Consider the following 23,547-nt stretch of genomic DNA (forward strand, 5'->3'; position numbering starts at 1 on the left):
GTCTCACGAGGCATGAAGGAGGTGGAGGATGCCCGGAGCACAGGTCAACCAGACGCGCATGGAGCTCTCGCGCCAGAAGGGGCGACTGGCGACGGCCGTCAAGGGCCATCGTCTGCTCAAGGACAAGCGTGACGAGCTGATGCGCGAATTCCTCGATCTGGTGCGTGTGAACATGGAGCTGCGGCGGAGGGTGGAGGACAAGATCGCCGATGCCAACCGCAATCTCGCCTTGGCCAAGTGCACCATGTCGGAGGAGGTCCTCAAGGAGGCCTTGATGGCCCCTAGGCAGGAGGTCTATCTCACGTCGAGCACACGCAACATCATGAGTGTGAACGTGCCGGTGTTCTCGGTGCAGACGAGGACCTCGGACGAGAATGACATCTACTCGTACGGTTATGCGTTCACCTCGAGCGACCTTGACGGCTCGGTGCGCATGCTCGCAGAGATCCTGCCCGACCTGCTCAAGCTCGCCGAGGTGGAGAAGTCGTGCCAGCTCATGGCTGCCGAGATCGAGAAGACGCGCCGTCGCGTGAACGCCTTGGAGCACGTCATCATCCCAGAGGCGCAAAAGAACATTCGCACGATCGGCATGCACCTCGATGAGAGCGAGCGCAGCACCCAGGTGCGCCTCATGAAGGTCAAGGACATGGTGATCAAGGATGCCCGCCGCGACAAGCACGTTGCCTGACGGGTCGGCTTCGTGACGGCGTGAGATGTGCAAGGCCTACCACCGTGCCCGACTTCGTGCCCTGTCGTGTGGCCCCCGCTTTGGCGGGGGTTTGCGCACCCACTCGGCCATGCGGCGCTACCGCTCGTCGACTCAAATGGAAATATGGTGGCAATCGATTAGAAATGCTTCTATACATTTTCTATTCTAATGACAGTGAAGATTTCTAATATCCAAGGAGCGCACTGCAGGCAGATGGGATATGTCGTGGTCACGAACAATCCACTGGTCTTGTTGGAGCTTTCGGGAGACCATACGGTTGACTTTGCTGAGCAGACCTACCTCGAGCTGCTTGAGCGGGTACGTAGCATGGTGCACGAGGGCTCAAGGATCCTGAGCCATCCCCAGGCGGGAGGCGTTCAGTCCGGAGAGACCCCGTATCGCTCCATCCTTGTCCAACCGGTGCATGGCCCGGTGGATGTGGACTCGCTCAAGCTGATCGAGTCGGCCATAGCCGCGACGCGCAAGTTCCAGAACAAGACGCCACTCTACAAGGAGGGCGTGAGCAGGGATTTCCAGGTTGTTGACCTTGCGCTCATCAGAAGCGGAATCGAGTCGGCCGATGCCATGTAGGAAGCGTGCGCCTGGCCATCCCACCCGCTCGCGCGGCCACGAGCCAACCGGCCCACCTTTTTTCGCATGTGCCCATAGGCTCCCATAAAGGAGGAGGTAGTCAGAGTGAAGTTAGAGTTGGGAAGGATACACGTCGAAGACGTGGTCTTCGCAGACAAGTCAAGGATTGACGCGGGTGTGCTGTACGTCTCGAAGGATGAGCTTACGCCTATCGTGCTTTCGGACGAGCACCTTGAGGCCGTCGAGTTCGACATAGCAAAGCCCGGCGAGTCCGTGCGCGTCACTCCCGTAAAGGACGTCATCGAGCCTCGCGTCAAGGTCGAAGGTTCCGGTGGTATCTTCCCTGGGGTCATCGCAAAGGTCGACACCGTGGGAAGTGGCAAGACCTACGCCCTCAAGGGCATGGCGGTCGTGACGGCAGGCCCCATCGTAGGATTCCAGGAGGGCGTCATCGACATGAGCGGCCCTGGTGCCGACTACACACCGTTCTCCAAGACGCTCAACCTGGTCATGGTCTGCCAGCCGGTCAAGAACATCGAGCGGCACGAGTACGAGCAGGCAGTGCGCTTTGCCGGCCTCAGGGTGGCCACCTTCATCGGTGAGCTTGCGCGCGAGCTCACGCCCGACGAGACCGAGACCTACGAGACGCCCGACATCGTGGAGGGCATGAAGGCCTACCCGGATCTCCCACGCGTCGGCTACGTCCAGATGCTCCAGAGCCAGGGTCTCCTCCACGACACCTACGTCTATGGGGTGGACGCCAAGAAGGTCCTTCCCACCATGCTGTATCCCACCGAGGTCATGGATGGTGCCATCGTCTCGGGCAACTGCGTGAGCGCGTGCGACAAGAACCCCACCTATGTCCACGAGAACAACGGCGTCGTGGAGGAGCTTTACAAGCAGCACGGCAAGACCATCAACTTCGTGTGCCAGATCGTCACGAACGAGAACGTCTACCTTGCCGACAAGGAGCGCTCGTCCAACCAGACCGCCAAACTGTGCCACATGCTGGGCCTGGATGGTGTGGTCATCTCGCAGGAGGGCTTCGGCAATCCCGACACCGACCTCATCATGAACTGCAAGAAGATCGAGGCCGAGGGCATCAAGACCGTCATCATCACCGACGAGTACGCAGGCCGCGACGGCAAGTCACAGTCCCTTGCCGACGCCGACCCGGCGGCTGACGCCGTGGTGACGGGCGGAAACGCCAACGAGGTGATCGTCCTGCCAAAGATGGACAAGGTCATCGGGACCCTCGCTTACATCAACAAGATCGCCGGCGCCTCGGAGAGCACGCTGCGCGAGGATGGGAGCCTTGAGGTCGAACTACAGGTCATCACCGGCGCAACCAACGAGACGGGCTTCGGCTACCTGAGCGCCCGATAGGAGGTAGGCATGGCAAAGTTGAGGATAGTTCACTACATCAACCAGTTCTTTGCCCAGATTGGCGGTGAGGAGAAGGCTGACTACCCCCTGGAATACCGCGATGGCAAGTACGTGGGTCCGGGACTGGCGTTCATGCAGGCATGGGGTAACGAGGCCCAGATCGTCGGCACCATCGTATGTGGCGACAGCTACTTCGGCGAGAACATCGACAAGGCGACGTCCGAGGTCGTGGAGATCGTCAGAAAGGCCAAGCCCGACCTGTTTCTGGCTGGTCCCGGCTTCAATGCCGGACGCTACGGCGTAGCCTGCGCCACGGCCTGCGCCGCCGTCGAAGAGCGGCTGGGCATCCCCACGCTCACGGGCCTCTACGTGGAGAACCCTGGCGTCGACATGTTCCGCGACAAGATCTACATCGTCTCTACCAAGAATAGTGCCGCCGGCATGCGCGGCGCCGTCAAGGTCATGGCGCCGCTCGCGCTCAAGCTTGCCCGTCACGAGAGGATCGGCGCCTCGGTGGAGGAGGGCTACATCCCCCGCGGGCAACGCGTCAACTTCTTCGAGAGAGAGCGTGGCGCAAGGCGCGCTGTCGACATGCTCATCAAGAAGCTGGGCGGGCGTCCGTTCGTCACGGAGTATCCCATGCCCTCCTTTGACAGGGTGAATCCTGTCTCTCCCGTCACGGACCTCTCGCACACAAAGGTGGCCCTCGTGACCTCGGGTGGCATCGTGCCCAAGGGCAACCCCGACCACATCGAGAGCTCAAACGCCTCCCACTTTGGTGAATACGATATCACGGGCGTCATGGACCTCACGTCCGATGCCTATGAGACCGCCCACGGCGGATACGATCCGGTCTGCGCCAACGAGGACGCCGACCGCGTCTTGCCTGTCGACGTCATGCGCGACCTCGAGCGCGAGGGGGTCATCGGCTCTCTTCACAACAAGTTCTACACTACGGTCGGTAACGGCACCGCCGTCGCATCCGCAAAGAAGTTTGGTGGGGAGATAGCCCAGAGGCTCAAGGAGGACGGTGTCCAGGCCGTCATACTCACCAGCACTTGAGGCACCTGCACTCGTTGCGGCGCAACGATGGTCAAGGAAATCGAGCGTGCGGGCTTCCCCGTGGCTCATATGTGCACGGTCACGCCAATCTCGATGACGGTTGGGGCAAATCGCATCGTCCCGACGATTGCGATTCCCCATCCTTTGGGCGACCCCTCCCTGGATGCCGACGACGAGAAGAAGCTCCGTCGCGAGCTCGTCGAGAAGGCCCTGGGGGCGCTTGGGACCCCCATCGACAAGCAGACGATCTTCGAGGACTAACAGGGCCTACGGGCGGCGCATCGGACAGCCTGGTGCACCGCCCGCAAGCTCTGGGCTGACCCTGACGCGTGCCCCCAAAGCTCAGCCATGTCCTGGCATGGGAGGCACAGACCTAGGAAGGAACCCACATGGATGCACTTAACAGCACGGTGCTTCAGATTTCCGATGTGATCTGGAACGGCCTTCTGCTCTGGCTGCTTGTCGGAACGGGCGTCTTCTACTCCATCCGCACCAGGTTCGTCCAGGTGCGGCGCTTTGGGGCCTCCATGAAGAGGGCGTTTGGCGACCTCAACCTCCACGGCGAGAAGGCGGGAAGCGAGGGCATGAGCTCGTTCCAGGCGCTTGCGACGGCCATTGCCGCCCAGGTGGGGACTGGCAACATAGCGGGATGCGCCACGGCGCTCGTCTCCGGCGGCCCAGGCGCCATCTTCTGGATGTGGATTGCCGCGTTCTTTGGCATGGCGACGATCTTTGGTGAGGCGGTCCTCGCACAAAGGACCAAGACGCGCGATGCCAGCGGAAGCGTCATCGGCGGACCGGTCTATTACATAGAGAAGGCCTTCAAGGGCGGGTTCGGAAAGTTCCTTGCGACGTTCTTTGCGGTGGCCATCATCCTTGCTCTTGGCTTCATGGGCAACATGGTTCAGTCCAACTCCATCAGCGCGGCGTTCAACTCCGCGCTCGACGTCCCCACGTGGATCGTGGGCGTCATCGTGGCCGCCATCGCCGCGTTCATCTTCGTCGGCGGCATCGGCCGCATCGCGTCGTTCACCGAGAAGGCAGTCCCCCTCATGGCGGGACTCTACATTCTGGGTTGCGTCGTGGTCCTGGCCCTCAACTGGCAGGCCCTGCCCGGTGCCTTTGGTTCCATATTCGTCTGTGCCTTTGACCCCCAGGCCGCCGGCGGTGCCGTTGCGGGCATCACGGTTCGCCAGGCCATCCGCTACGGCGTCGCACGCGGCCTCTTCTCCAACGAGGCCGGCATGGGCTCCACCCCTCACTCGCACGCCATCGCAAAGGTTGACAGGCCACAAGACCAGGGCGAGGTCGCCATGGTCGGCGTGTTCATCGACACCTTCGTGGTCCTTACCCTCACGGCGCTTGTCATCCTGTCGTCCGGCGTACTCGACTCCATGATCGCAAGCGGCGTGACTGGCGTCGCCGTGGCGCAGGGCGCCTTCGACAACACCTTCGGGAGCTTTGGCAACATCTTCATTGCGGTGTGCCTCTTCTTCTTTGCCTTCTCGACGATCATCGGCTGGTACTTCTTCGGCGAGCAGAACATCAGGTGGCTGTTTGGTAACAAGATGGTCAAGATCTATGCCGCCATCGTCACCGTCCTCATCTTTGTGGGCTCGCTGCTCAAGGTTGAGCTGGTGTGGAACCTCGCGGACCTCTTCAATGGCCTCATGGTCTTCCCCAACCTCCTGGCCCTGCTTGCGCTTTCGGGAATCGTGACGAAGATCGCCCACGACAGGGACGCAAAGCCGTAGTACCGTTCGCCGCCAATCATGTTTCTTGAGCCGGTGGCAAAAGGTTTTATAATCGCGATAGGTATTTTTTGGGATAGAATGTGCGCAAAGCAGAGGAGGGGGAGTTTTCGCAGGTTTTTTGGTGCATGGGGCGCATGAGACAACGGGACGGACACATGTGCCAGAGGACTGCGATTTGTGTCCAAGATGGGCAGGTTCTCCGCTCAGTTTGGGCTCTAGCCGGTCTGCCTGGGCTGGCTTAGGCATAGTTAACAGCAGGCTTGGTCTATGAGAGGAGGAAAAGATGGGCAAACTCGATGGTAAGAAGGTCGTTGTCATTGGCGATCGCGATGGCGTTCCCGGCGAGGCAATTTCTGCCTGCGCCGAGACCGCTGGTGGCGAGATTGTGTTTTCCTCGACGGAGTGCTTCGTTTGAACTTCCGCTGGCGCAATGGATCTTGAGAACCAGAAGAGGGTCAAGGAGTTCGCAGAGAAGTACGGTCCCGAGAACGTTGTCGTTCTCGTTGGTGCCGCAGATGGCGAAGCTGCCGGACTCGCCGCAGAGACGGTTGAGAATGGCGACCCCACGTTCGCAGGTCCATTGACGGGAGTCCAGTTGGGACTCGCTTGCTACCACGTGGTTGAGCCGAACGTCAAGGCATGGTTTGACGCCGATGTCTACGACGAACAGGTCTCCATGATGGAGATGGTCCTCGATGTTGACGATATCGTCAGCGAGATGACCGACATTCGCTCTGAGTTCTGCAAGTATCCTCTGGATTAAGCAGGGATGGGCGTGTGCTTGTCATCCGAGGTCTGAGGGGGGTGGCGGTGCGTGCCGCCGCCCCCTCGTATTAGGTGTTTCAGGCTCCCCAGGGCTCGCACGACGCGGGGGCCTTTGCACGTTTGGCACGACGGTTCTGTTCGCATTGGAAGTCAAGTCCTGAGTCTCGCGTGCGGGCATGGGGCCCACGGCGGGAGAGGGGAGCGGAGGAGTAGATGAAGAGCGTCATCAAGGGAGTGAGCTATGTCTTGGCCCACACGCCTGGCATGGTTGTCCACAACGGCACCACGCAGACGACCGAGCGTGTGGTCAACCCGGAGAGCGAGTATCTCAAGGAGCTGCCCAGCCACCTGCGATCCTTCGAGGACAACCTGAGTTACTGGCCCAATCAGGTCTACATCGGCAACAAGAACCCCAAGGAGCTCGAAGGCGTCGAGTTCCCCTACTATGACAAGCGCTGCGACGTCACGGACCGCTACGGCAAGTACGGCCAGATGATGCCCGAGGCCGAGTTCTATCTCCTCATGCAGTCCGTGGACATGTTTGACCTCATCGAGCTCGACCGCGACTTCGTTGCCGCCCACAAGGACGAGCTCGCTGCCAACCAGGTCATCGACGAGGGCGTCATGAGGCGCGTCAAGGAGGGCGTCGAGCTCTCCAAGGTCCAGGAGATCGTGGGCAACGGCGAGGGCGAGGGCCTCTACATCGATGACACGCTCGTCGGCTGCGTGAGGCGCGCCCACGACATCGACAACAACCTCTCCGCCGAGTACATGCTCGAGAACCTCGCCACCAAGGCCAGCGATGTCCTCGCCATGCTCACCGCCATCAAGAACGCCGGCATCTCCAAGGATGACGTCGAGTACGTCATCGACTGCTGCGAGGAGGCCTGCGGCGACGAGAACCAGCGCGGCGGCGGCAACTTCGCCAAGGCCGCGGCCGAGATCTGCGAGTTCAACAACGCCACCGGCTCCGACGCCCGTGGCTTCTGCGCTGGTCCCACCCACGCCATGATCGAGGCTGCCGCCCTCGTTGCCTCCGGTGCCTACAGGACCGTCATGGTCTCCGCCGGTGGCTGCACCGCCAAGCTCGGCATGAACGGCAAGGCACACGTCGAGAAGGGCCTGCCCATCCTCGAGGACATGCTCGGTGGCTTTGCGGTCGTCCTCACCCAGGACGATGGCGTGAGCCCCTACATCGACCTCGAGCACCTCGGCCGCCACACCGTGGGCACCGGCTCCGCCCCCCAGAGCGTCATGCAGTCCCTGGTCTACGACCCCCTGGATGCTGCCGGCCTCTCCGTCACGGACGTGGACAAGTACGCGCCCGAGATGCAGAACCCCGACATCACCAAGGCTGGTGGCGCGGGTGACGTGCCCCTGGCCAACTACAAGATGATCGCGGCCCTGGGCGTCAAGAAGCAGCAGCTCGAGCGCAAGGACATCCCCAGCTTTGCCACCGACCACGGCTTCATCGGCTGGGCCCCCACGCAGGGCCACATCCCCTCCGGCGTGCCTGCCATCGGCGTCGCCCGCGACGAGATCATGGCCGGCAACTGGAAGCGCCTCATGCTCATCGGCAAGGGCTCGCTGTTCCTCGGTCGCCTGACCAACCTCTTCGATGGCGTCTCCTACATGATCTGTGCCAACGACGGCCAGGCCGAGGAGAGCGGTGCCGTCTCCGAGGACGAGGTCAAGCAGCTCGTCGCGAAGGCCATGAAGGACTTCGCCGCCCAGCTCATGGCCGCCTCCGATGCTGAGTAGGTGATCAGATGAGCAAGCTTGAGAAGCAGGTCGCCGAGGCCTTCCTCGAGATGGCCAATGGCCTCGAGAGCGGCCAGTTCGGCAAGAGGCCAAAGATCGCCCTGACCGGCATGGGCAGCGAGCACGGCGAAGAGAACGCCATGGCCGCCGCCGTCGAGGCCGCGGGCAAGGGCGTGGACGTGTACTACATCGGGAGCCTCGAGCACGAGGGCGTCACCACCGTGCACGTGGCCAACGACGACGAGGGCCACGAGAAGATGGACGAGCTGCTCGCCTCTGGCGAGGTGGATGGTGGCGTCACCATGCACTACCCGTTCCCCATCGGCGTGTCCACCGTCGGCCGTGTCGTGACCCCGGGCTTCGGCAAGGAGATGTTCGTGGCCAACACCACAGGCACCTCGAGCGCCGACCGCATCGAGGGCATGATCCTCAACGCCATCGCCGGCATCGCGACCGCCAAGGCGACCGGCATCGAGGATCCCACCGTGGGCATCCTCAACGTGGACGGTGCCCGCCAGACCGAGATGGCGCTCAAGGAGCTCCGGGACGGGGGCTATGGCATCACCTTCGCCGAGTCCTCCCGCGCCGACGGCGGTGCCGTGATGCGCGGCAACGACGTCCTGCGTGGTACCCCCGACATCATGGTGACGGACTCTCTCACGGGCAACGTCCTCAACAAGATGATCTCCGCCTTCACGACAGGTGGCTCGTTCGAGTCCACGGGCTATGGCTATGGCCCGGGCATCGGCCGCGGCTACGACAAGCTCGTGATGATCGTCTCGCGTGCATCCGGTGCCCCCGTTCTCGCCAACGCCCTGGTCTTCGCCGCGCAGCTCGTGCGCAACAAGGTCTTCAGCGTGGTGGCAAAGGAGTTCGAGGCGGCTGACAAGGCGGGCCTCAACGACATCCTTGCCAAGCGCCGCGAGGCCGCCAAGCCCAAGGCCGAGGAAGAGGAGGTCAAGGCCCCCGAGAAGGAGCCCTGCGGCGCCTCCATCCTGGGCGTCGAGGTCATGGATCTCGAGGATGCCGTCAAGGTCCTCTGGAAGAACGGCATCTATGCCGAGAGCGGCATGGGCTGCACCGGTCCGGTGGTCATGATGGCCGAGGCCAACCACGACAAGGCCTATGACCTGCTGAAGCAGGCGGGCTACGTGGGCTAGGCTCACCGTATCGCAGTTCGCTTGGAGCCCCCGTCATCACTCGATGGCGGGGGCTCCCTCTGTCCGTTGGTGACCAGAGGCGCCGCTTTCGGATGCCTCCAGGAGCGGCGCTCGTGGGTCCTTGCGGGGGCTGGGCCTTGCTAGTCCTCGCGGGCGAAGACCTTGCGGTAGCCCTCCTCTTCCTCCTCGAAGATGCCCTCCACCTCCTCGGGCATGGTGGGCACGGGACAGGGCCTCTCCCCCTCATAGCGCACGCAGGTGCCACAGCTGCTGCTGAGCGCCCGAGGGACGGGGCCCATCCTCGCCGACCACCCAGCCTTCTGGCACAGGCCATGAAAGCGGATTGCCCCGAAGTGGGAGTAGAAGAGGGCGACGTAGCGCATGGGCGCTACTTGGTGAGGGTGAGGGTGGTCGAGCCGTCCTCCTCGGTGGCCTCGACCGCATAGCCCTGGCTCGTGGCGAAGCGTGTCACGTTCTCCTTGGCCGCCACGGCATCGACCAGGACGGTGAGCTGGGCGGGGGAGGACTTGAGGGCGTTCCTCGTGAGGACGACGGGCTCGGGGCAGGACAGGCCGCGTGCATCGATGACATCCATGGGGCTACTCCTTGGCTTTGCCGTAGGTGTTCGCCACGCCGATGAGCGCGACGACGACGATTCCGATGATGACCGCCACCATGCCGTTGGGGGTGGGACCCTTGCCGCTGGCGGCGAGGCCAAAGTTGTGCGCGAAGGCGGCGCCCACGAAGAGGCCGAGGATCGCCGTGGCGCTGTCGGTGTTGCCCTCGCCGGAGAGGACGAGCTGGCGCAGAGGGCAGCCGCCGAGCAGGACGCAGGCGAAGCCGGCGAGGAACATGCCGAGGGCGTTCCAGAGACCGTCGGTGTGGGCGACGGGCTGGTCGGCAAAGCCGGGGTTGAAGAGGGGCGTTCCCGTCGCAGCGCCGATGATGAGGTTGCACACGAGGGCGCTCACGAGGATGGCCACGAAGCCGAGGATGAGCTTGGTCTCGCGGAAGAGGACGAGGTCCCTGATGCCGCCCACCATGCACAGGCGCGTACGCTGCGCGAGCGCGCCCACGACGAGGCCGGCGACGAGGCTGATGGCGATGGCGGCGTGGAGGGCACCCGGGCCCTCACCGGTCGCGGTGAAGTGGATGAAGTCGGGGGCAACCACGAGCAGGACGAGGAGGGCGATGACGGCGATCGGCAGAAGACCGCCCTCCAGCTGGGGCATCCTGTGGCTGCGTCCGAGCGAGTACCCCTTGTTGAGGAAGAACACGCCACAGAGGATGCCGCAGACGAAGCCGACGAGGCCGAGGATGGCGTTGAGGTCGCCACCTGCGAGGCGCAGGATCATGCGGAAGGGGCAGCCAAGGAACATCAGGCAGCCCACCATGGCGAAGAAGCCAAGCGCGAACCTCGTGATGGGCGCGGAGCCGCCGCGCGGGGCGAACTCCCTGTGCGCGCAGGCCATGGCCAGGCTGCCCAGGATGAGGCCGATGATCTCGGGCCGGATGTACTGCACGGCGGCAGCCTGGTGCAGGCCCACCGCACCTGCCGTGTCGCGCAGGAAGCAGGCGATGCAGAAGCCCATGTTGCGGGGGTTCCCGAACAGGACGAGCAGCGCCGCGATGATGCCAATCACGATGCCCGCGCCGACGATCGCATACCTCTCCCTCTTTGCCGTTTCCACCGTTCCCTCCTTCGATCGAAGAATTTCAACCTTGTATCAATTCTATACCTTTATTATGGATATGATTACTTTTCGTGTCCGCAGGCGGTGAGTGGGGGAGAAGCGGGGGTGGAGTGCCCATGAGCATCTATCTTGACAATGCTAGCACAACATTTCCCAAGCCCGAGGTGGTGCCCCAGGCGGTCGTGGACTACATGACGCGGATGGGCGCCAACGTGGGACGCGGGTCATATGGGGAGGCCTATAGGGTCGAGTCGATGGTCTACGAGACGCGCGAGCTCATCGCAGGGCTCTTTGACGCGTCCGACTGTCGCAACGTGGCCTTCACGCGCAACGTGACGGAGGGCCTCAACGCCCTCATCAAGGGCTATCTCCACGCGGGGGATCACGTGATCGTCTCCTCCATGGAGCACAACGCCGTCATGAGGCCCCTCGTCCAGGTGGGGCGCTGGGGCGTCTCGTTCACACGGGCGCCCTGTGACGGGACGGGTGCCCTCATCCTGGATGAGCTGGAGGGCTGCCTGCGTCCCAACACAGTGGCCGTCATCATGCTGCACGCGAGCAACGTGACGGGCACGGTCATGCCCGCCGCCGAGGTAGGCGCCTTCTGCCATGCCCATGGGCTGCGCTTCTTCCTGGATACGGCACAGTCGGCGGGGGTCATTCCCGTGGACATGGGCTCCATGGGCGTCGATGCCGTTGCCTTCACGGGCCACAAGGCGCTGCTGGGTCCCCAGGGGATAGGCGGCCTCGTGCTCGCCGAGGACCTGGTGGGCCAGCTCGAGCTGCTCGTGACGGGTGGCACGGGGAGCATGAGCCACAGGGAGGAGACACCCAGCTTCATGCCCGATCGCATGGAGGCCGGCACACCCAACCTCCCGGGCATCGCCGGCCTGCACGCCTCGCTGGGCTGGCTGCGCACGCGGGGCATCGACTCCGTGCGCGGGCACGAGCTTGCGCTGGTGGGACGCTTCCTCGAGGGCGTCCGGGCACTTGAGGCGAAGGGCCTCGTGCGTCTTGTGGGCAGGCACGACTGCGAGGGCAGGGTGGGCGTCGTCTCCGTGGCGACGCCCCAGGCGGACGCGGCCGAGGTGGCGGGTCTCATGGAGGAGCGCTTTGGCATCCTCACGCGGGTGGGTCTCCACTGCGCCCCTTCGGCGCACAGGACCTGTGGCACCTACCCCGCGGGGACCATCCGCTTCTCCTTCGGCTTCGCCAACGACGAGGACGACGTGGATGCCGCCCTCGCTGCGCTCGAGGCGTGCTGTCGGGATCAGGGCAGGTAGACGGTGGCCCCTCGTGGGGGAGCTGTGTGGGATTGGGGGTAGGGGTAGGGTTCAGAATGTATCGGGTATTATAAATGTGATTAGTAGTATTTATAGAGGGAGGTGGGGACAGGTATGTCCACAAAGGAAGTCAGGCTCACCGAGCTGACCAAGGCGGCCGGTTGAGCCGCCAAGCTGGCACCTGGTGCCCTTGCGCAAGTTTTGCGCAACCTGCCCAACCTGCGTGATGACCGCATGCTCATCGGCTACGACACGGCGGATGACGCCTGTGTGTATCAGGTGAGCGATGACCTCGTCCTCATCAACACCGTCGACTTCTTCCCGCCCATGGTGGATGACCCGTTCACCTTCGGCCAGATCGCGGCGGCCAACGCCCTCTCCGACGTGTGGGCCATGGGCGGCACGCCCACCATGGCCATGAACCTCCTCTGCTTCCCCAACTGCCTTGACGTGGAGGTGGCGGGCGAGATCCTCGCTGGCGGCTCCGACAAGGCCATGGAGGCGGGCTGCACCATCGCCGGAGGGCACACCATATCGGATGACGAGCCCAAGTATGGCATGTGCGTCACGGGCTTCGCCAAGCCCGAGGAGATCCTCGCCAACGCCGGCGCCCATGAGGGTGACCTCCTCGTGCTCACCAAGGAGATCGGTACGGGCGTCCTCACGACGGCCATCAAGGGCGGCGAGATCACCGACGAGCGCCTGGAGCGCCACGTGGTCGACAACATGCGCACACTCAACAAGTACGGTGCGGAGGCGGCTCGTGGGCTCAAGCTCCACGCCTGCACGGACATCACGGGCTTTGGCCTAGCCGGTCACCTCTGTGAGATGGCCGAGGGAGCGGGGCTCACGGCCACGCTCCATGCGAACAGGGTGCCCCTGCTGCCGCGTGCCCTCGACATGTCGCGTATGGGCATGCACCCCCAGGGCACCTATAACAACCGTGGCTACTTCATGGACCGCGTGACGTTCGACGAGGGTGTCGACCAGGCGCGTGCGGACCTCATGTACGACCCGCAGACCTCGGGTGGCCTGCTCTTCGCCCTTCCCGAGATCGATGCCAACCTGCTGGTGGACCGCCTGGGCCTGCAAGGCATCCGCGGCGCCATCGTGGGCGAGTTCGCGCCGCGCGAGGAGGGCGCTCCCTTCGTGCGTGTGGTGCGGTAGCGCGTAGCATGTCTTGAGCAGGTGGAAAGGCCTGCTTGCGTTGCATGGGGGTCCCCGGGCGCTGACAACGCCCGGGGACCCGTGACGCTTCCTATTTCGGGGGGACGTGGCTAGGAAGGTGAGGGAGTGATCACGATAGAGGTCCCCGCACGAGGGACGCTGAGGATTTCCAAGCTGGTCCTCGACTACAACGGCACGATTGCCATGGATGGTGCCCTTGCGCGTGGCGTGAGCGAGAGGATCCATCGCCTGTCTCGTGCCATTGGGGACATCGTCGTCGTGACCGCTGACACCTATGGTACGGTTGCGCGCGTATGTGCGGAGCTCCCGGTACGCGTCGTCACCTTCCCATCTGGGGAGGCTGCGGGCGAGAAGGCTCGCATCGTGCAATCCCTGGGCGGCGAAGTCTGCTGCATGGGCAATGGCTATAATGACAGGCTCATGTTCGACGCGGCGGCGCTCTCGATTGCCGTCATGGATGCGGAGGGGACGTCTGCGGCGCTTCTGCCCCATGCCGACATCCTGGCGCGCAGCGCAGCGGAAGCGCTCGATCTTCTGCTCAACGTCGACAGGATGCGGGCGACGCTCAGGGGGTAGGAGGCCCATGCGCATACTCAACGTGACGGCCCAGAAGCCGGACAGCACGGGAAGTGGTGTCTACCTCTCCGAGCTGGTGCGAGCCGAGGTCGCCTTGGGCCATGAGACGGCCGTGCTCTGTGGCGTCGCCGCCACCGACGAGGTGACCTCGCTGCCCACACGGACGGCGCTCTCCTGCGTGCGCTTCGAGACCGAGGGGCTGCCCTTTTCCGTCTGTGGCATGTCGGACACCATGCCCTATTCCTCGACGCGCTACCGCGACCTCACCGAGGGGCAGGCCGAATGCCTTGAGCAGGCGTTTCGCAGGGCGATCCGCAGGGTCGTGGGCTCCTTCCGGCCGGACCTCATCGTCTGCCACCACCTCTTCCTCGTGACCTCGCTCGTGCGCGAGGAGGTGCGCTCCTGCCCGGTGGTGGGCATCTGTCACTCCACGGGCCTCAGGCAGCTGGCCCACCACGCCCTCGCCTCACGGGGCCCCTGGGGCGAGGCGCTCGAGGGGCGCATCCGCCGCGACGTCGCTGCGCTCGACGCCATCTGCGCCCTGCACCAGGAGCAGGCGAACCAGATCCAGGCCGCCTTCGACTGCGAGGCAGGCCGGGTGTACGTGATCGGCACGGGCTACAACGCCCACATATTCTCGCCGGACGCGTCCGTCGAACGCCGAGCCGGTGCCGTGGTGTATGCGGGCAAGATCTGGCGGAAGAAGGGCGTGGCCTCCCTGATCGAGGCCTGCTCCCACATCGCTCCCCACGAGCCTGCGGCGCCGCTCTCGCTGACGCTCTGCGGTGGCCGCAGCAACAACGAGGGGGAGTACGAGGGCATCGTGCGCGCCGCCGCGGTGGCACCCTGGCCCATCGAGCTCGTCGGACGGCTGAGCCAGCGGGACCTGGCCCGGCGCTATCGCGAGGCCGAGGTCTTCGTGCTACCCTCCTTCTTCGAGGGCCTGCCTCTGGTGACCATCGAGGCTCTGGCTTGCGGCTGCAAGGTGGTCATGACCGACCTTCCCGGCATCAGGCCCTGGGTCGCGGAGAACCTTGTGGATGCGCCCATCTGGTGGGTGAAGCCACCGCGCATGGCCAGCGTGGACGAGCCCGTGCCCGAGGACCTTCCTGCCTTTGCGGGAAGGCTCAAGGCAGCGCTCCTCGCGGCTCTGGCGACACCATCCACGCCCTGTGACACCACGGCCCTCTCGTGGGAGAGCGTCTGCGAGCGCCTGCTGGGCATCGTGGGAGAGGGGCAGTCCTCATGAGGGAGCGACGGATCCCCTCGCGTCTGCTCTCGGTCCTCGCCTGCCTGGTTGCCGTCGGCAGCGTGCTCCTCTTCGTCGCCTACCCGCTCCTGCGCATGGTTGCGCAGGTGTTTGCGGGGGGCCTCAGCCTTGCGGACTGTGGCGAGGTCCTCTCCTCCCAGTTAGGCGTGATAGGGGGGAGCGTGGGCGTGGCGGCGCTTGCCGCCTGTGCCTCCACGGTGCTTGCCTTGGCAATCGCCCTGGTCATTGCCTTTGGCAACCGCATGCTCGGCCGCCTCATGGTGGGCGTTGCCACCATGAGCATCATCTCACCGCCCTTCGTGGCATCGCTCGCCTACATCATGCTCTTCGGGCGGCGCGGCCTCGTCACCCACGGCATCCTCGGCCTCGACGTCTCCCCCTATGGCTGGCAGGGCGTCGTCGTCATGCAGGTGCTCTTCTTCTCGGCGATCAACGTCCTCATGCTGGCGAGCGTCCTGCGGCGCCTCGACGGCCGCCTGCTCGATGCCGCCCGCGACCTCGGTGCGTCGGCGGGACGAGTGCTGATGGACGTCGTGCTGCCGCTTCTGGCTCCCACGATGCTCTCCTGCGCCCTGCTCACCTTCGTGCGGTCGCTCTCGGACTACGGCACCCCGGTGGTCATCGGTGGCAGCTTCGAGACGATCTCGTCCGAGATCTACCTGCAGGTCGTGGGCTACTCCGACCTCGGCACCTCGGCTCTGCTCAACCTCCTGCTCATGGTCATCGCCATCATCGTCTTCATGGGCTACGGCAGGCTGGGCGTGCGCTCCGAGCGGCTGGTCGCGCCGGCGGGCGCCCGCTCGGCAGGGGAGGGGCGACCCCTGCGCCTGGGTGGCCCCCTGGGCGTCCTCGCCTACGTGCTGGCCCTCCTCTTCCTCGCCTTCATGGCCGTGCTCTATGCGACGATCGTCCGCACTGCCTTCTCGAGCGGCATAGGCTGGGCTGCGCAGCCCTCCCTGGCCAACCTGGAGCACCTGGCGAGCTTCAACCTCGCAAGCCTGTGGCGCAGCCTCGCCTATGCGGGCCTTGCGGCCGCCCTTGCCACCCTGCTCGCCATGGTGATCGCCTACTTCGTGCACCGCCGCAAGGTGGTGGGCGGGGGTGTGCTGGAGTTCCTCGTCACCCTCCCCTACCTCATCCCAGGCACCTGCTTTGGCCTGGGCTACCTGCTCGCCTTCAACTCGCTGCCGCTCAAGCTCACGGGCACGGCGGCCATCATCGTGCTCGTGCTCGTCTTCAAGCAGCTTGCCATCTCGGAACAGACCTTCTCCCAGTCCATGGCGCAGATCAGCCCCGAGCTCGACATGGCCGCACGCGACCTGGGAGCCTCGCGCCTGGGGGTCTTTGCGGACGTGATCGCCCCCAACCTGAGCGGCGCCACCCTGGTGAGCCTCGTGAACGTGTTCTCCTCGTCCATGGTCGCCTACGGGGCGGTGCTCTTCCTGGTGAGCGCTGGCCACAAGATCGCCGTGTTCGAGCTCTTCGATGCCCTGAGCGGGGGCAAGTACGGTGCCGCGGCCATGATGTCGGTGGCCATCCTGGCCGTGACCCTTGCCGTGAACGCGGGCCTCACGCTTTCCGTCGGCACAAGGAGGAACTAGCATGCTCTTGGAGATACGCGGCCTCAGGAAGGGCTTCGGCGAGCGCACCGTCATCAGGGACCTGGACCTCTCCGTCGAGCGGGGCGAGCTCGTGTGCCTGCTGGGCTCGTCGGGCTGTGGCAAGACGACCACCCTGCGCATGGTGGGCGGCTACCTGGACGCGGATGCGGGGTCCATCCGCCTCGATGGGCAGGACATCACCCGTCTGCCCCCGGAGGCGCGCCCGGTGTCCACCGTCTTCCAGTCCTACGCACTCTTCCCTCACCTCAACGTGGTGGAGAACGTCGCCTATGGCCTCAAGTTCCAGAGGCTGGGGAAGGCGGAGGCGCGCAGGCGTGCCCTGGGGATGCTCGAGGCGGTGGACATGGCAGCCTATGCCGAGGCGCGCGTGAGCGAGATCTCCGGCGGTCAGCAGCAGCGCGTGGCCCTGGCCCGCTCCCTGGTGCTCAATCCCAAGCTCCTCCTTTTGGATGAGCCCCTCTCCAACCTGGATGCCGCCCTGCGCACCCGCATGCGCGCCGAGATCAAGGGCATCCAGCGCTCCTTCGGCGTGGCCATGCTCTTCGTGACCCATGACCAAAAGGAGGCCATGACCTTGGGAGATAGGGTGGCCATCCTGCACGATGGTAGGCTCGAGCAGGTCGCGTCTCCCGAGGAGGTCTACAATCATCCAGCCACCGAGTACTGCGCCCGCTTCCTCGGAGCGCTCAACTCGCTGGTATGGCAGGGAGAGGCCGTCCACTTCCGCCCCGAGGACGTGTGCGTGCGGACGGGTGGCTCCCTTACGGGGACGGTCGTCTCCAGCGTCTTTCTGGGCGACCGGCGCGAGTGCACGGTGGACGTGGCGGGGTCGCTCGTCATGCTGCGTACGGACAAGGACCTAGCGCCTGTTGTGGGAAATGGCATCTCCTTCGACATAGTACGGGAAACGACATGGAAGGATGGGACGCATGAGGACTGACATCTCCAGGAGGGCGCTCGTTGCTGGTGCCGTGGCGCTTGTCCCCACCCTGGGACTGGCTGCCTGCGGTGGCGCCACGACGACAAGCCCCAAGGGGGAGCAGGGCAGCGAGGATACGGGTGGCAACCCCCTCGGTCTGCATTCCGACTCGGGCAAGACCCTCAAGGTGGTTTGCACCAACGAGACGTACAAGAAGCTCTTCGACAAGTTCACCGCCGAGGTGGGCCCGGCCGTGGAGTTCGTCTCCATGTCCTCGGGCGAGGTGCTCTCCAAGATCAAGGCCGAAGGCGGCGCTCCCACGGCCGACCTCTGGTTTGGCGGTGGCATCGACTCCTTCATGAGTGCCAAGGACCAGGGCCTTCTCGAGAAGGTGGACTTCGACGCGGCAGCCGACTTCGCCACGGGCTTCAAGGACGAGGGCAACCATTGGTTCTCCAAGGGCCTCACCATCGTAGGCTTCATCGTGAACGATGACATCCTCGCCGAGAAGGGCATGGACAAGCTCAGCTCATGGGCGGACCTCACCGACACGAGCCTCAAGGATGAGATCCTCATGTCCACCCCGGCCGTCTCGGGCACCAACTACGCGGCGGTTAACGCCCTCCTGCAGAACATGGGCGAGGATGCGGGATGGAGGTATCTCGCTGCCCTCAACGAGAACATCCCCTACTACACCAAGCGTGGCTCCGATCCCTCCACGCGCGTCGCTGCCGGCGAGGCCGCGGTGGGCATCACCTATATCGATCACACGCTCGATGAGACCCTTGCGAGCGGCAGCCTCGAGCTCGTCTATCCCAGCGAGGGGCTCCCATACATGCCCGACGGCGTGGCGGCCTTCGCGGGTGCCGACGACCTGGACGATGCCAAGCTCTTCATCGAGTGGCTCTTCTCGAGTGACGAGAACCTCCAGACCCTCGTGGCGATCGACCAGAAGAGTACCATCCTCTCGGTGCTGCCCAAGACCTCGGGCATCGAGGCGGACTACAGCTCCGAGCAGCTCATGCGGGAGGACCTCTCGCTCTTTGGGTCACAGCGCGACGACATCCTGGCCAAGTGGTCCGAGATGACCTCGGGCAAGGAGGTCAGGAGCGACACGTAGGGGGGCGATTCCGAGCGGGGAACACCCTCAACCCTGATGTAGGGACCGGCCACACGAGCTGTGGTCGGTCCCTTCTTTGCGGGTCCGTAAAACAAGAACAAAGAACAGATCTAGTCACATTCTTCTTCTCGCTGCCCAAACTACTGCTATCTGAATTCTATCCTGGTCATTTTCGATGTTGAGGGCTTCTGGGACTACTGACATTATCGCCCCTGCTGCCATACCCATAATGGCTCTGCCATCCGGTCCCGCGACTCCGGGGGCGCAGGGTCCGGGTCGCTTGATGTGGCTACTGCTAGGTATGTAATGGTTTGGATTATAAAACAACAGCTATAAATGTATATCGTGTGGAGAGCAGTCATCATTCAGGCACCGTTGAGGTGAGATTTCACCCACGCTTGGCGCGAAGCTCCAGCTCACAGGACAGAGCTTTGGCAAGTTGATTTAGAGTATCTATGACGATTCGAAAAAGCTATCTGTCCGTCTTGGCCCTGGGCGGGTTTCCGCAATGAGAGGGCGTCGGGCACATCAGCTCTGACTCGCCAGCGGCCCGTTCGGTCGACGGGCGCCACGAGACGGATCTGACGGAAACCCCAGGCGCACCTGTCCGCCAAAAGGCGAGAGAGGTCAGCATCCGATTGTCTGTCGTGTCGAGAGAGACGGAAGGGGGGCGCGGCCAATCCAGACGCTATCGAGATGCATCCTTTGAGCATGCAGCCTATGGAGAGAGTCAGGAGGAGGAATCAATGGACTATAAGGTGCTTGCAAACTCATGGCCACTATGGCTTGCCGTGATTCCTGTTGCGCTCATAGAGATCTATCAGGCATATATGTTTGCGAAGAGGTCGCGCGAGGCGGGTCCGGCAGTGGGACTCTCGAAGAAGGAGGCCGACGAGGCGTTCAAGGTCGGCATGCGTTCTGCCATCGGGCCTGCACTGGGTGTCTTTGCGGTCATGCTTGGTCTCATGGCCGCCATCGGTGTGCCGCTTGCATGGCAACGCCTGTCGATCATAGGTGCCGCACCGACCGAGCTTGCCGCCGCAACGATGGCCGCAAAGGCCCAGGGCGTCGAGCTTGGCAGTGAGGGCTACAGCGCCATCAACTTCGCAAATGCCGCCTGGGTCATGGCACTTAACGGGAGCGCATGGCTTCTCACCTCCGGGCTCTTTGCTGACAAGCTGGACAAGGTCTCCAAGAGGGCTATGGGCAACAATGCCAAGACACTTGGCATCTTTACTATCGCCGCAACGACGGGTGCCTTCAGTTACATGTGCTTCAGCCAGGTTATTACCGGTCTGGATCCGGCGAAGCGCGAGGTCCTTGCCTCGGCGGTTGCAAGCTTCTTCATCATGATAGTGCTGGAGAGGATCGCCAAGAACCATCCCAAGCTCGGAGAGTGGACGCTTGGCATAGCCATGTTCTCCGGCATGGCCATCGCCGTCATCTTCAAGCATCTCGTGATGGGAGCTTAGATATGGACGAGAAGAGTGTGACCACCCAAGCGGGCGGTGCCGACGATTCTGTGGGGAGTACGTTCGACGAGCAGTACACGCGGTCAATCATTCGGTATGGCCGTGCGACGAACCTCATAGCCATCGCGCTATGCTTCATACCTGCCATAGTCATATGGTTATACTACGGCTATCTTCCGCCCCTCAATGACATACTCTCGGGCTGGGGTCTTATCGCATCAATTTATCTGGTGTTCTCATTCATCGAGCCCATATCGTACTATCCGGTCGTCGGTCTCTCCGGTGTGTACATGGTGTGTCTCTCGGGCAACATAGCCAACGTGCGGATCCCCTGTGCGGCCATGGCACAGAAGGTCCTCGGCACCACGCCGGGGACGCGTAAGGCCGAGTTGGTGTCCACCTTGGGCATCGCGGGGTCGATTATCACGAATCTGCTCCTCACGACGCTTGCCGCGATTGCGGGCGCAGCCATAATGTCAGTGCTCCCGTCCGTCATCATCGAGGCGCTTGGCTATGTGGCACCGGCGATTTTTGGCGCGATGTTCGGCATGCAGGCCGCGAAGAACATCAAGTATGCCGCCTTTGCCGCCATTGTCGCCGTCGTGGCGCTTGGGATTCTTAACGTACCAGCTTACGTCGCAGTTCCTCTCCTGGTTTTTGGGACGGTTGCCTTTGCGATGCTTACCGACAACAGAAAAGGGGAGAGCGTGGGGAAGGGGGCAGTATAATGCTTCGGGCCGAGGAGATCAGGCAAGAGGCCAAGGATGTGATGAAGGAGGTCATCAGGTGGCGCAGACATCTGCATGAACGCCCGGAGGTGGGGTTTGATCTGCAGGGTACCATCAGATTCGTCTGCTCGGTGCTCGATGACAATGGCATTGAGTACGATGCATGCCCAGAACGCTCGTACGTCGTTGCCTACGTCAACAGAAGCGGCAAGGGCAAGGTGGTTGCTGTCCGTGCCGACATGGACGCCCTCCCCGTGCAGGAGGAAACGGGGCTGGCCTTTGCGTCCAAGGTGGCCGGCAGGATGCATGCCTGTGGCCATGATGCGCACACCGCGTGCCTGCTAGGGCTGGCAAAGCTCCTCAACAAGCACAAGGACAACCTGAATGGGTGCGTCAAGCTTCTGTTCCAGCCTGCCGAAGAGCTGGGCACAGGCTCTCCCGTCCTCATCGAGGATGGCGTTCTTGATGACGCCGATGAGATCATTGGCATGCACAACGGGAATCTCGGTGATGGGGCGACACCGGGTGACATGATCTTCTCGGATGGCCCAATGATGGCGACGATGGACAAGTTCACTCTGACCGTCAAGGGGCAGGGTGCCCACGGGTCGACGCCCCAGCACTCGGTTGATCCCATCACTATCACCTCGTATGTCATCGCGGGGCTGCAGGAGATCGTCTCGCGCGAGATTGACCCGCGCGATCCGGCTGTCATCTCGGTGTGCTCGATACATGCCGGGAAGACGTTCAATGTCATTCCCGATTGCTGCGAGTTGGCAGGTACCACCCGCGTCTTCACGAACGAGATACGCGACTACGTCGAAAGAAGGATCGGCGAAGTGGCCGAGACGGTAGCCAGGGCATATCGGGCAGATGTCGAGTACAGGTTCTTCCGCCAGCCGCCTCCCCTCGTCAATGACAAGGGGGTTTCAGACAGGCTCATCGAGGTATCACGCGAGCTGTATCCGGATAATACCCTCACCATGCAGAGACTCTGCATGGCGGGAGAGGACTTCGCCTGGTACCTGCAGAAGGTGAGGGGGTCGTTCTTCTTCCTCTGCAATCCGCTGTCGATTGAGGGTAAGTGTTGGCCGCATCATAGCTCGAAGTTTGCCATCGACGAGCAGTACCTCGATAGGCCTTTGGGCGTCATGGCCGGCTTCATCATGAGGGAACTGCAATAGGCCTCGGGGAGATGATATGGCATGGATGTCAAGTCAGAGGTACGGGACGTGATGAGCGAGGTCGTCAGCTGGAGACGCCACCTCCACGAGCATCCCGAGACGGGGTTCGATCTGCAGAGCACCCTACGATACGTGCATGAGCAGTTGGACGACATGGGCATAGAGAACGCGGTGAACGCGGGGCATTCGTATGTCATAGGTTGGATAAACAAGGATAAACAGGGTAAGACCGTAGGGCTCAGGGCCGATATGGATGCCTTGCCCGTGCAGGAGGACACGGGGCTCCCCTTTGCCTCCAAGGTGGCCGGCAAGATGCATGCATGTGGGCATGACTCCCACACTGCAATGCTGCTCGGTGTCTCCAAGGTGCTCAATATGCACAGGAACGAGCTCGATGGTCGTGTCAAGCTGATCTTCCAACCAGCAGAGGAGCTGGGCACTGGGGCCAAGGTCCTTTGCGAGGATGGCGTCGTGGATGATGTGGACGAGATCATCGGCCTGCATGGCGGCAATATAAGCGAGGAGGCCGCTCCCGGTGACCTGGTTTTCTCCACGGGTCCCATGATGGCGACGATGGATCGCTTTACCATCAAGGTGATGGGTAGGGGCGCGCATGGATCCACTCCACAGGACTCTGTCGACCCCATCGTGGTTTCTGCGCACATCATCATGTCCTTGCAGGTAGTCATCAGCCGCGAGAAGGACCCACGCAACCCCGCAGTCATCTCGCTTGGCGTCATCAACGGCGGCACTGCGTTCAACATCATTCCCGACATCGTGGAGATCGAGGGCACGGCACGTACGCTCACAAACGAGGACCGCGACTTCATCGAGAGGAGGATAGGCGAAGTCGCGGAGGAGGTTGCGAAGGCCCTTCGTGCCCGGATTGAATACACGTTCTTTCGTCAGCCGCCTCCCGTCATCAATGACCGGAAGTCGCCCAGAAGCTGATCGACGTCTCTAGGGATCTCTATCCCGATGATACGCGCATCATGTCCCGCCCAGTCATGGGTGGCGAAGACTTCGCGTGGTATCTAGAGAGGAAGCCGGGCGCGTTTTTCCTCCTTGCGAATCCTCTGGAGGTGAATGGAAGACTCTGGCCGCAGCACAGCTGCCACTTTGCCCTCGACGAGAGCCTATTCCACAGGGGAATGGAAGTGATGGTCGGTTTTGTAGAGAGGGAGTTGACTTAGACGCCACCTTATGCATTACCTTTTGTCAACTTTGTCGCCGGAAGCACGCTCGTGCCTGATGTGATCGATACGCATGGAAGTGCTCACGCCACCGGCGAAGAATCTGCTCG

The 23,547-nt window shown here is 63.0% G+C and carries 21 protein-coding genes and 1 pseudogene; 19 read left to right on the forward strand and 3 right to left on the reverse strand.

Annotated features, from left to right (window positions below):
- Positions 1 to 28 precede the first annotated feature (28 nt).
- The 8 genes from J2S71_RS09295 (at position 29) to grdD (ending at position 9,188) form a co-directional block, all read left to right on the forward strand.
- The gene (locus J2S71_RS09295; RefSeq protein ID WP_307391170.1) at positions 29 to 688 is read left to right on the forward strand and encodes a V-type ATP synthase subunit D; all 660 of its coding nucleotides are present in this window, start codon (positions 29 to 31) and stop codon (positions 686 to 688) included.
- Between the two features lie 234 nt (positions 689 to 922).
- Entirely contained in the window at positions 923 to 1,300 is a 378-nt protein-coding gene (locus tag J2S71_RS09300) for a GrdX family protein (protein ID WP_021726569.1), read from the forward strand.
- Positions 1,301 to 1,405: 105 nt separating this feature from the next.
- Positions 1,406 to 2,686 carry a glycine/sarcosine/betaine reductase component B subunit gene (locus tag J2S71_RS09305; RefSeq protein ID WP_307391174.1) on the forward strand — a complete coding sequence of 427 codons (1,281 nt, stop codon included), beginning with the start codon at positions 1,406 to 1,408 and terminating at the stop codon, positions 2,684 to 2,686.
- A 9-nt stretch (positions 2,687 to 2,695) separates the two neighbouring features.
- Positions 2,696 to 4,009, forward strand: a complete 1,314-nt coding sequence (gene grdB / locus J2S71_RS09310; RefSeq protein ID WP_307391177.1) for a glycine reductase complex selenoprotein B — start codon at positions 2,696 to 2,698, stop codon at positions 4,007 to 4,009.
- A gap of 128 nt (positions 4,010 to 4,137) precedes the next feature.
- Positions 4,138 to 5,502 (forward strand): alanine/glycine:cation symporter family protein, encoded by a 1,365-nt coding sequence (locus tag J2S71_RS09315; RefSeq protein ID WP_021726593.1) that lies wholly within the window; start codon positions 4,138 to 4,140, stop codon positions 5,500 to 5,502.
- Positions 5,503 to 5,785: 283 nt separating this feature from the next.
- Positions 5,786 to 6,265 (forward strand): glycine/sarcosine/betaine reductase complex selenoprotein A, encoded by a 480-nt coding sequence (gene grdA / locus J2S71_RS09320; protein WP_084620917.1) that lies wholly within the window; start codon positions 5,786 to 5,788, stop codon positions 6,263 to 6,265.
- Between the two features lie 215 nt (positions 6,266 to 6,480).
- Positions 6,481 to 8,028, forward strand: a complete 1,548-nt coding sequence (gene grdC / locus J2S71_RS09325) for a glycine/sarcosine/betaine reductase complex component C subunit beta (protein ID WP_307391182.1) — start codon at positions 6,481 to 6,483, stop codon at positions 8,026 to 8,028.
- An 8-nt stretch (positions 8,029 to 8,036) separates the two neighbouring features.
- Positions 8,037 to 9,188 carry a glycine/sarcosine/betaine reductase complex component C subunit alpha gene (gene grdD / locus J2S71_RS09330; RefSeq protein ID WP_021726611.1) on the forward strand — a complete coding sequence of 384 codons (1,152 nt, stop codon included), beginning with the start codon at positions 8,037 to 8,039 and terminating at the stop codon, positions 9,186 to 9,188.
- Positions 9,189 to 9,328: 140 nt separating this feature from the next.
- On the opposite strand, the gene J2S71_RS09335 is transcribed toward grdD, so the two are convergent.
- The 3 genes from J2S71_RS09335 to yedE are packed head-to-tail and all read right to left on the reverse strand — an operon-like array spanning position 9,329 to position 10,903.
- A complete protein-coding gene (locus tag J2S71_RS09335) occupies positions 9,329 to 9,571 on the reverse strand; it encodes a putative Se/S carrier protein (RefSeq protein ID WP_021726607.1) in 243 nt (80 codons plus the stop codon).
- A gap of 5 nt (positions 9,572 to 9,576) precedes the next feature.
- Positions 9,577 to 9,783, reverse strand: coding sequence for a sulfurtransferase TusA family protein (locus J2S71_RS09340; protein WP_021726603.1), 207 nt, complete (start codon positions 9,781 to 9,783; stop codon positions 9,577 to 9,579).
- 4 nt (positions 9,784 to 9,787) lie between these two features.
- Complete coding sequence (gene yedE / locus J2S71_RS09345; protein ID WP_370873240.1) at positions 9,788 to 10,903, reverse strand: YedE family putative selenium transporter; 1,116 nt, start codon at positions 10,901 to 10,903, stop codon at positions 9,788 to 9,790.
- Between the two features lie 95 nt (positions 10,904 to 10,998).
- Between yedE and J2S71_RS09350 the strand changes: the two genes are divergently transcribed.
- From J2S71_RS09350 to J2S71_RS09400, 11 genes and pseudogenes are all read left to right on the forward strand, one after another.
- Positions 10,999 to 12,165 (forward strand): aminotransferase class V-fold PLP-dependent enzyme, encoded by a 1,167-nt coding sequence (locus J2S71_RS09350; RefSeq protein WP_307391189.1) that lies wholly within the window; start codon positions 10,999 to 11,001, stop codon positions 12,163 to 12,165.
- 114 nt (positions 12,166 to 12,279) lie between these two features.
- Positions 12,280 to 13,332, forward strand: a complete 1,053-nt coding sequence (gene selD, locus J2S71_RS09355) for a selenide, water dikinase SelD (protein WP_084620918.1) — start codon at positions 12,280 to 12,282, stop codon at positions 13,330 to 13,332.
- A gap of 126 nt (positions 13,333 to 13,458) precedes the next feature.
- Entirely contained in the window at positions 13,459 to 13,929 is a 471-nt protein-coding gene (locus J2S71_RS09360) for an HAD family hydrolase (RefSeq protein ID WP_021726562.1), read from the forward strand.
- Positions 13,930 to 13,936: 7 nt separating this feature from the next.
- Positions 13,937 to 15,178, forward strand: coding sequence for a glycosyltransferase family 4 protein (locus J2S71_RS09365; RefSeq protein WP_307391192.1), 1,242 nt, complete (start codon positions 13,937 to 13,939; stop codon positions 15,176 to 15,178).
- Positions 15,175 to 16,800 carry an ABC transporter permease gene (locus tag J2S71_RS09370; RefSeq protein ID WP_307391196.1) on the forward strand — a complete coding sequence of 542 codons (1,626 nt, stop codon included), beginning with the start codon at positions 15,175 to 15,177 and terminating at the stop codon, positions 16,798 to 16,800. The genes J2S71_RS09365 and J2S71_RS09370 overlap by 4 nt, the downstream gene beginning before the upstream one ends.
- A 1-nt stretch (position 16,801) precedes the next feature.
- On the forward strand, positions 16,802 to 17,761 hold the full coding sequence (locus J2S71_RS09375) for an ABC transporter ATP-binding protein (protein ID WP_307391199.1): 960 nt from the start codon (positions 16,802 to 16,804) through the stop codon (positions 17,759 to 17,761).
- Entirely contained in the window at positions 17,751 to 18,860 is a 1,110-nt protein-coding gene (locus J2S71_RS09380; protein WP_307391202.1) for an ABC transporter substrate-binding protein, read from the forward strand. Before J2S71_RS09375 ends, J2S71_RS09380 begins: the two co-directional genes overlap by 11 nt.
- A gap of 746 nt (positions 18,861 to 19,606) precedes the next feature.
- Positions 19,607 to 20,332: a DUF5058 family protein gene (locus J2S71_RS09385; RefSeq protein WP_307391205.1), complete on the forward strand. Its 726-nt coding sequence runs from the start codon at positions 19,607 to 19,609 to the stop codon at positions 20,330 to 20,332.
- Between the two features lie 2 nt (positions 20,333 to 20,334).
- Entirely contained in the window at positions 20,335 to 21,060 is a 726-nt protein-coding gene (locus J2S71_RS09390; protein WP_307391208.1) for a hypothetical protein, read from the forward strand.
- The gene (locus J2S71_RS09395) at positions 21,060 to 22,244 is read left to right on the forward strand and encodes a M20 metallopeptidase family protein (RefSeq protein WP_307391211.1); all 1,185 of its coding nucleotides are present in this window, start codon (positions 21,060 to 21,062) and stop codon (positions 22,242 to 22,244) included. Before J2S71_RS09390 ends, J2S71_RS09395 begins: the two co-directional genes overlap by 1 nt.
- Positions 22,245 to 22,295: 51 nt before the next feature.
- Positions 22,296 to 23,437 (forward strand): annotated as a pseudogene (locus J2S71_RS09400) (M20 metallopeptidase family protein).
- Positions 23,438 to 23,547 lie beyond the last annotated feature (110 nt).

It is taken from the genome of Olsenella profusa DSM 13989 (assembly GCF_030811115.1).
In the GTDB taxonomy this organism is placed as follows: domain Bacteria; phylum Actinomycetota; class Coriobacteriia; order Coriobacteriales; family Atopobiaceae; genus Olsenella_F; species Olsenella_F profusa.

Coding starts and splice junctions, on each gene's coding strand:
- J2S71_RS09295 (WP_307391170.1), top strand. CDS start 29: ATGCCCGGAGCACAGGTCAACCAGACGCGCATGGAGCTCTCGCGCCAG.
- J2S71_RS09300 (WP_021726569.1), top strand. CDS start 923: ATGGGATATGTCGTGGTCACGAACAATCCACTGGTCTTGTTGGAGCTT.
- J2S71_RS09315 (WP_021726593.1), top strand. CDS start 4,138: ATGGATGCACTTAACAGCACGGTGCTTCAGATTTCCGATGTGATCTGG.
- grdC (WP_307391182.1), top strand. CDS start 6,481: ATGAAGAGCGTCATCAAGGGAGTGAGCTATGTCTTGGCCCACACGCCT.
- grdD (WP_021726611.1), top strand. CDS start 8,037: ATGAGCAAGCTTGAGAAGCAGGTCGCCGAGGCCTTCCTCGAGATGGCC.
- J2S71_RS09335 (WP_021726607.1), bottom strand. CDS start 9,571: ATGCGCTACGTCGCCCTCTTCTACTCCCACTTCGGGGCAATCCGCTTT.
- J2S71_RS09340 (WP_021726603.1), bottom strand. CDS start 9,783: ATGGATGTCATCGATGCACGCGGCCTGTCCTGCCCCGAGCCCGTCGTC.
- J2S71_RS09350 (WP_307391189.1), top strand. CDS start 10,999: ATGAGCATCTATCTTGACAATGCTAGCACAACATTTCCCAAGCCCGAG.
- J2S71_RS09365 (WP_307391192.1), top strand. CDS start 13,937: ATGCGCATACTCAACGTGACGGCCCAGAAGCCGGACAGCACGGGAAGT.
- J2S71_RS09370 (WP_307391196.1), top strand. CDS start 15,175: ATGAGGGAGCGACGGATCCCCTCGCGTCTGCTCTCGGTCCTCGCCTGC.
- J2S71_RS09375 (WP_307391199.1), top strand. CDS start 16,802: ATGCTCTTGGAGATACGCGGCCTCAGGAAGGGCTTCGGCGAGCGCACC.
- J2S71_RS09380 (WP_307391202.1), top strand. CDS start 17,751: ATGAGGACTGACATCTCCAGGAGGGCGCTCGTTGCTGGTGCCGTGGCG.
- J2S71_RS09385 (WP_307391205.1), top strand. CDS start 19,607: ATGGACTATAAGGTGCTTGCAAACTCATGGCCACTATGGCTTGCCGTG.
- J2S71_RS09390 (WP_307391208.1), top strand. CDS start 20,335: ATGGACGAGAAGAGTGTGACCACCCAAGCGGGCGGTGCCGACGATTCT.
- J2S71_RS09395 (WP_307391211.1), top strand. CDS start 21,060: ATGCTTCGGGCCGAGGAGATCAGGCAAGAGGCCAAGGATGTGATGAAG.